General features: G+C 74.3%; 2 protein-coding genes. Both read right to left on the bottom strand.

The annotated features are described in order from the left end of the window. Positions 1-2,049, bottom strand: a 2,049-nt coding sequence (locus HG542_RS33595; protein WP_171088179.1) for a type I polyketide synthase, incomplete at its 3' end; no start/stop codon positions are given. 43 nt (positions 2,050-2,092) lie between these two features. Beyond that, positions 2,093-6,632: type I polyketide synthase (locus HG542_RS33600; RefSeq protein ID WP_171088177.1), on the bottom strand; the 4,540-nt coding region annotated here is incomplete at its 5' end.

A 6,632-nucleotide genomic window follows, 5' to 3' on the forward strand; every position in this document is an offset into this window, starting at 1 on the left:
ACCGCCGCTCGGCAGCGCCTGCATCAGGGCGGCCCGCGCCGACACCAACTTGGCCGCGTCCTCCAGCGACAGGACCCCGGCCACGTGGGCCGCGGCGATCTCGCCCACCGAGTGACCGGCCACATGGTCCGGCCGCACACCCCACGACTCCAGCAACCGGAACAGCGCCACCTCGACCGCGAACAGGGCGGGCTGCGTGCACCCGGTCTCGTCCAGCGACTCCGCGTCCACATCCACCGGCGCGGTCAGGTGGGCGCAGACCTGGTCGTACGCCTCAGCGAACACGGGGAACGCCGCATACAACTGCCGTCCCATGCCCAGGCGTTGCGAACCCTGCCCCGAGAAGAGGAAGCCGGTCCTGCCATCGGCCGGGCGCCCCAGCACCACGTTCGCCGCCGGCTCGCCGGCCGCCAGGGCGGCGAGGCCCTGGCGGAGCTCGGCCGCGTTCCCGCCGACGACCGCGGCGCGGTGCTCCAGCACCGCTCGTGTCGTGGCCAGCGAGTACGCGACATCGGCCGACGGCACGTCGCCGTCCACGCAGGACAGCAGCCGCTCGGCCTGGGCCTGCAGCGCCGTCCCGCTCTTCGCCGACAGCACCCACGGCACGACCGGGGTCGCCGTCCGCAACGGCTCGACGGCAGGGGCCTCTTCGTCCTCGGCGGGCTCCTCCACCGCCTCTTCGATGACGATGTGCGCGTTGGTGCCGCTGATGCCGAACGAGGAGATACCGGCCCGGCGCGGCTGTTCCGACGCGGGCCACTCCACGGCCTCGGTCAGCAGCTGCACCGCGCCGGCGGACCAGTCGACCTGCGGGGTCGGCTCGTCCACGTGCAGGGTCTGCGGCAGCACGCCGTGCTGCATCGCCATCACCATCTTGATCACACCGGCCACACCGGCGGCCGCCTGCGTGTGACCGATGTTGGACTTCAACGAGCCGACCAGCAGCGGGCGTTCGGCGGGGCGGTCCTGGCCGTAGGTGGCGATGAGCGCCTGCGCCTCGATCGGGTCGCCCAGGTTCGTGCCGGTGCCGTGCGCCTCGACCGCGTCCACGTCGGCGGGCGACAGTTCCGCCGAGGTCAGTGCTTCGAGGATGACACGCTGCTGCGACGGGCCGTTCGGAGCGGTCAGGCCGTTGGACGCGCCGTCCTGGTTGACGGCGCTGCCGCGGACGACCGCGAGCACCTCGTGGCCCAGCCGGCGGGCGTCCCGCAGGCGCTCGACCAGCAGCAGGCCGACGCCCTCGGACCAGGACGCGCCGTCCGCGGCCGCCGCGAAGGACTTGCAGCGGCCGTCGGGGGCGAGGCCCCGCTGTCGGCTGAACTCCACGAAGGCGCTCGGACCCGCCATGACCGTGACGCCGCCGGCGAGCGCCATCGAGCACTCGCCGTTGCGCAGCGACTGGACGGCCAGGTGCAGCGCGACGAGCGACGACGAGCACGCCGTGTCGATCGTGACTGCGGGGCCCTCGAAGCCGAGGGTGTAGGCGATGCGTCCGGAGGCGACGCTGCCGGAGTTGCCCGTGCTGAGCAGTCCTTCGACGCCGTCCGGGAGGACGCCCGGGGTGAAGCCGTAGTCGTGGTACATCAGTCCGGCGAAGACCCCGGTGCGGCTGCCCTTCAGCGAGGCGGGGTCGATGCCCGCCCGTTCGAAGGCCTCCCAGGATGCCTCCAGCAGCAGCCGCTGCTGCGGGTCCATCGCGAGGGCCTCGCGCGGCGAGATGCCGAAGAAGGCCGCATCGAAGTCCGCCGCGTCGTGCAGGAAGCCGCCCTGCCGGGTGTAGACCTTGCCGGGCCGCTCGGGGTCGGGGTCGTAGAGCGAGTCGACGTCCCAGCCACGGTCCCCGGGGAACTCCGAGATCGCGTCGCCGCCCCCGGCCAGCAGCCGCCACAGCTCCTCGGGGGAGTTCACGCCACCGGGGAACCGGCAGCTCATCCCCACGATGGCGATGGGCTCCCGGTCCCGGCTCTCCAGTTCCCGTACGCGCCGCCGGGCCTGGCGCAGGTCGGTGGTGGCCCGCTTGAGGTAGTCCCGGAGCTTGTCTTCGTTCATCATGATGTGCCCGCCCCTTTTGGCCTCTTGTGGCCTGCGCAGTTCAGGAGATGCCGAGTTCGTCGTCGAGCAGCTCGTACAGCTCCTCGTCGCTGGCCGAGCTGAGGTCGTCTTCGTCCTCGGCATCGGTGGCGCGTCCCGGGCCGGCCGGCTCGTCCCCGTTCCAGCGGGCGAGCAGCGCCTGGAGACGCATGTTGATCTTGGTGCGGGTGACGTTGTCCGCGTCCGCGGTGTCCAGAGCGGCGGCGAGGCGGTCGATCTCGTCGAACACCGACCCCGTGCCGTCCGTGCCGCCGGGGAGGTCCTTCAGCACCCGCTGGGCGAGGTCCTCGGGCGTCGGGTGGTCGAAGACCAGGGTTGCGGGGAGCCGCAGGCCCGTGGCCCTGTTGAGCCGGTTGCGCAGCTCCACGGCGGTCAGGGAGTCGAAGCCCAGGTCGCCGAAGGCCTGGTCGGGGCGGACGGATTTGGCCGAGCTGTGGCCGAGCACGGTGGCGACCTCGGACCGGACGAGGTCCAGCACCGCCTCCGCGCGCTCGCCCTCGGGCAATTCCGCGATCCGCTGTGCCTGCGGTACGGCCGAGGCCCGGTCCGTGCGCCGCGGCCGGCCGCCGACCAGCGACCTCAGCAGCGGCGGCACCGGGGCGGCCGCGTTCCGCAGGGCAGCGGTGTCCAGCCGGGCCGCCACCACCAGCGGATGGTCCAACACCAGTGCGGCGTCGAGCAGTTCGAGGCCGTCCTCGTCGGACAACGGCAGCACGCCGCCGCGGGCGAGCCGGGCCCGGTCGGTTCCGTCGAGGTCCCCCGTCATGGTGCCGGTCCGCTGCCACAGACCCCAGGGCAGGGACACCGCGGGCAGCCCCTGCGCCCGGCGGCGCCTCGCGAAGGCGTCCAGGAAGGCGTTGGCCGCGGCATAGTTGGCCTGGCCGGGGGTGCCGAGCGTACCGGCGAGCGAGGAGAAGACCACGAACGCCGAGACATCGCCGGTCAGTTCGTGCAGGTTCTGCACGGCGTCCGCCTTCGGGCGCAGCACGGCGTCCAAGCGCTCCGGAGTGAGCGAACCGATCACACCGTCGTCCAGGACTCCGGCCGTGTGCACGACGGCGGTCACCGGCACGCCGGCCAGCGCCGCGGCCAGTGCGTCCCGGTCGGCCACGTCGCACGCGGCCCACGTCACCTCGGCGCCCGCGGCGGCCAGTTCGGCCTGCAGTTCCGCCGCGCCCTCGGCGTCCGCGCCGCGCCGGCTCATCAGGAGCAGGCTGCGCACGCCGTGCCGGGTGACCAGATGCCGGGCGAGCAGCCCGCCCAGGGCACCGGAGGCGCCGGTCAGCAGGACCGTGCCGGTGCCGAAGTCCGGTGCGCCCTGCGGGGTTTCGGCGCCGGCCCGGGCGAGCCGGGGCAGCAGCAGCGCGTCACCGCGCAGCGCGGCCTGGGGTTCTCCGGAGGCGAGGAGCCGGGGCACTGCCGTCGTCACCAGCTGGTCCCAGCCGGTCGCCTCTTCGGCGTCGAGGAGGACGATCCGGTCCGGGTTCTCCGACTGCGCCGACCGCACCAGGCCCCACACAGCCGCCTGTACCGGGTCGTCGCCGGGGTCGACCGCGCCCCGGGTCACCAGCACCAGGCGTGCGGGACGGTCCTCGGCCAGCCACTGCTGCACCAGGCCGAGCACCTCGGCCAGGACCGTGCGGACCCGTTCGGCGTCCGTGCCGGCCGGTCCGGCCGGGCACGGCACGACGACGGCGTCCTCGTCCGTCTCCGGTGCGGAGACGAGGGAGGCGATGTCGTCGTAGGCCCGGACGGACAGGCCGGTGGCCTCGGGCGGCGTGGCGAGCGGCGTCCACTCCACGGTGAACAGCGCGTCGCGGGTGCCGGTGCGGAGCTGGTCCGCCGACACCGGGCGCAGCGTCAGCGATTCCACCGACACGACGGGCCGGCCCGTGCCGTCGGCGGCCGTCAGCCGCACCGCGTCCCCGCCGGCCGCGGACAGCCGCACCCGCAGGGCGGCGGTTCCGGTGGTGTGCACGGTGACGCGGGACCAGGCGAAGGGCAGCAACGGCCCGTCGGCCGCCGGTACGAGGCCGCCCGCGCCGAGGGCGTGCAGGGCGGAGTCGAGCAGGGCCGGGTGCACGCCGAACGCACCGGCGTCCGCGCCTGCTTCCTCGGGGACGGCGAGTTCCGCGTAGACCTCGCCGTTGCCGCGCCAGGCGGCGCGCAGGCCCTGGAACAGCGGTCCGTAGCTCAGGCCGAGGTCGGCCAGGCGGTCGTAGAAGCCGTCGAGGTCGACGGGCTCCGCGCCAGCCGGGGGCCAGCTGTGCAGGTCGGCGTCGGCGTGGGCCGTGCCCGTGGCGAGGGTGCCGGTGGCGTTGCGGACCCAGGTGCCGTCCTCGCCGCGCGAGTGCACGCTCAGCGGGCGGCGGCCCGCGTCGTCCGGGGCGCCCACCAGGACCTGGATCGCGACGCCGCCGCGCTCGGGCAGCACCAGCGGTGCCTGCAGGGTGAGTTCCTCCACGAGGTCGCAGCCGGTCTCGGCCGCGGCGTGGGCGGCCAGTTCGACGAAGCCCGTGCCCGGCAGCAGCACCGTGCCCAGCACCGCGTGGTCGGCCAGCCAGGGCTGGCTCTGCAGCGACAGCAGACCGGTCAGCAAGTGGCCTCCGGCGTCGGGCAGTTCCACCGCCGCACCCAGGAACGGGTGGTCGGCGGAGTCCAGTCCGGCCGCGCGCACGTCACCGGCCGCCGCCACCGCGTCGAGCCAGTAGCGCTCGTGCTGGAACGCATACGTCGGCAGGTCGACGCTGCGCGCCCCCGGTACGACCCCGTTCCAGTCGACGTCCGCGCCGTGCACGTGGGCCTGGGCCAGCGACAGCAGCAGCCGGTGCCGGCCGCCGTCGCCGCGGCGCAGCGTGGGGACGACCACGGCCTCGGCCTCGGCGGCCTCGATGGCGTCCTGGATGCCGGCCAACTGCACGGGGTGCGGGCTGACTTCGACGAACACGTCGTGCCCGTCGGCCAGCACGGACCGGATCGCGTCGTGGAACCGCACCGTCTGCCGCATGTTGCGGTACCAGTAGCCGGAGCCGAGCTCGCCCGCGGCCAGCTTCAGGCCGGTCACGGTGGAGTAGAACGGCACGGCGTCCGTGCGGGGCGTGATGTCGGCGAAGCCTTCCCGGGCCGCCGGCTCGACCTGCTCGATCTGCGGCGAGTGGGCCGCGTAGTCGACGGCGACCTTGCGGGACTGGATGCCGTGCTCCGCGCAGTGCGCGAGCAGTTCGTCCAGGGCGTCGAGGTCGCCGGAGACCACCACGGTGCCGGGGCCGTTCACGGCGCCGATGCCGAGCCGGCCGGACCAGCGGCCGATCAGTTCCTCGGCTTCCGCTTCGGGGAGCGTCACCGAGGCCATGCCGCCGCGGCCCTGGAGTCCGAGGACGGACAGGCTGCGGTGCGCGACGATGCGCGCCCCGTCCTCCAGGGAGATCGCCCCGGCGACGACCGCGGCGGAGACCTCGCCCTGCGAGTGTCCGACCACTGCGGCCGGGGTGACGCCGAAGGAGCGCCACACCTCGGCCAGTGCGACCGTCATCGCCCACAGCACGGGCTGCAGCACGTCGACGCGGTCCTGTTCCACGGCGGACTCGCCGCGCAGCACCTCGGTGAGCGACCAGTCGACGTGCGGCGCAAGAGCGCGCTCGCAGTCGGCGATCCGCTCGCGGAAGACCGGCGAGGTCTCCAGCAGTTCGGCCGCCATGCCGACCCACTGCGAGCCCTGGCCGGGGAAGACGAAGACGACCTTGCCGCCGGTGCGTGCCGTGCCGGTCACGACGTGGGACGGCGTGGAGCCGTCCGCGACGGCGGCCAGTCCGGTGCGGAAGTCCTCGGGGGTGTCCGCGACGACCACGGCGCGGTGCTCGAAGGCCGCCCTGGTCGTGGCCAGGGAGTACGCCATGTCGGCGGCGGGGACGGCCCGGCCGGCGTCCTGGCCGGCGTCCGTCAGGAAGGACGCGAGGCGGGCGGCCTGGGCCCGCAAGGCCGCTTCGGTGCGGCCGGAGAGCACCCACGGCTGGGCGGCGTCCGCGTCCGGCGCGGCCGGCAGTTCGGCCGGTGCGGGGGCCTGCTCGATGATCGTGTGGGCGTTGGTGCCGCTGACGCCGAAGGAGGAGATGCCGGCGCGGCGCGGCCGGTCCGCCTCCGGCCAGTCGACGGCCTCGGTCAGCAGGCGGACGTCACCGGCCGTCCAGTCGACGTGCGGGGTCGGCTCGTCCACGTGCAGCGTGCGCGGGAGCACTCCGTGACGCATGGCCATGACCATCTTGATCACACCGGCCACACCGGCGGCCGCCTGTGTGTGACCGATGTTGGACTTCAACGAGCCCAGCCACAGCGGCTGTTCCCCGGAGCGGCCCTGGCCGTACGTCGCGAGCAGCGCCTGCGCCTCGATCGGGTCGCCCAGCTTCGTGCCCGTGCCGTGCGCCTCGACGACGTCCACGTCGGCGGTCGAGAGCCCGGCGGAGGCGAGGGCCTCGCGGATGACGCGCTGCTGCGAGGGGCCGTTGGGGGCGGTCAGACCGTTGGACGCACCGTCCTGGTTGACG

The organism is Streptomyces morookaense (assembly GCF_013030945.1).
In the GTDB taxonomy this organism is placed as follows: domain Bacteria; phylum Actinomycetota; class Actinomycetes; order Streptomycetales; family Streptomycetaceae; genus Streptomyces; species Streptomyces morookaensis.